This window comes from Streptomyces sp. NPDC001868, from assembly GCF_040297125.1.
Classification (GTDB): Bacteria; Actinomycetota; Actinomycetes; order Streptomycetales; family Streptomycetaceae; genus Streptomyces.
Genome location: NZ_JBEOYO010000140.1, coordinates 1 through 1,417 on the forward strand (window position 1 = coordinate 1; position 1,417 = coordinate 1,417).

Sequence of the window (1,417 nt, forward strand, 5' to 3'; positions counted from 1 at the left end):
GGGGGTGTGACCTGGTAGCACCGTCGGTCACGGATCAAGGCCCACAGGACGTTGACGCGGCGGCGGGCGAGCGCGAGGAGAGCCTGGACGTGGCGTTTGCCCTCGGCGCGCTTGCGATCGTAAAATTTTCGCGAGTTGGGGTCGCGTCGAACGCTGACCAGCGCGGAGATGTAGAAGACGCGCTGCAGGCGACGGTGGTATCTCGTCGGTCGGTGGTCGTTGCCGCTGACCTGGCCGGAGTCGCGTGGGGCGGGTGCCACGCCGGCGAAGGCCGCGAGCCGGTTGGCCGTTGGGAAGGCGTCCAGGCTGCCGCCGACGGCGGTGAGGAACTCGGCACCGAGGATTGTGCCGATGCCGGGCAGGGACTCGATCACTTCGGCGAGTTCATGGTCACGAAACCGGCCCTCGATGAGCTTGTCGGTCTCGGCGATCTTCTCGTTGAGGGCCATCACCTCCTTGGCGAGAGTGTGCACCCTCTTCGCGATGGCCTTCTCACCCACGACGGCGGTGTGCTGGCGATCGGCGGCTTCGACCACCTTCTCGGCCAGGGCAGCAGCGTTGCAGACCTTGCGGTTGCGCAGCCAAGCGGTCAGCCGCCGACTGCCGGCGCGGCGGATCGCGGCCGGTGTCTGGTATCCGGCCAGCAGCACCAGCGGGCCGACGTTACCGAGGTCGAGAGCCCGTTCCAGGGCCGGGAACATGCTGTTCAGCAGGGCCTTGAGCCGGTTGGTGGTGCGGGTCCGGTCGGCCACCAGATCGACGCGGTAGTCAGTCAGCAGCCGCAACTCGATCGTGGCTTCGTCGCCGGGGCGGATCGGCTGCAGATCGCGGCGCATCCTGGCCTGATCGGCGATCACGCGGGCGTCACGGGCGTCCGTCTTGCCCTGGCCCCGGTAGCTGTCGGTGGCCCGGTTGACCGCGATACCAGGGATGTAGACGAGCTCCTGGCCATGGTTGACCAGCAGGGCGATCAGCAGGCCGGGCTCGCCGCCGGTCATGTCCAGCGCCCAGGTTGTCCTGCCACCGTCGGCGAGGTCCAGAACATCACCGATCAGCTTCAGCAGTTCCGGCTCATCGTTGGCCACCCGACGCGACAGCAGCGTGTCGCCCTCGCTGTCCAGGACCAGGCAATGGTGGTGGGTCTTGCCGCAGTCGGTCCCCGCCCATATCCGGCTCATTGTGCTCCAGTCGTCGTACTTGCCTTGCGTACCACGGACGACCTCGCCGGCATTGCTCTACACAGCGACTTGTTCGCACTTCCCAATCGGCGGCCGAGTCGTCGTGGGGAGCCGGGCGGCCAAGCACCTGAAGCCACGAACGGCAGCCACTTGTCAGCCACACCCAACTCTCCTGGGTGTCCTCACCCTACGAACGGGAGGACCAACCCGTTCAAGAAGGTAGAGCCACTTGTCACCGG

At 67.0% G+C, this 1,417-nt stretch carries 1 protein-coding gene; it reads right to left on the reverse strand.

The features are described from left to right. Positions 1 to 1,178, reverse strand: a 1,178-nt coding sequence (locus ABT147_RS47165) for an IS110 family RNA-guided transposase (RefSeq protein WP_351418729.1), incomplete at its 3' end; no start/stop codon positions are given. Positions 1,179 to 1,417 lie beyond the last annotated feature (239 nt).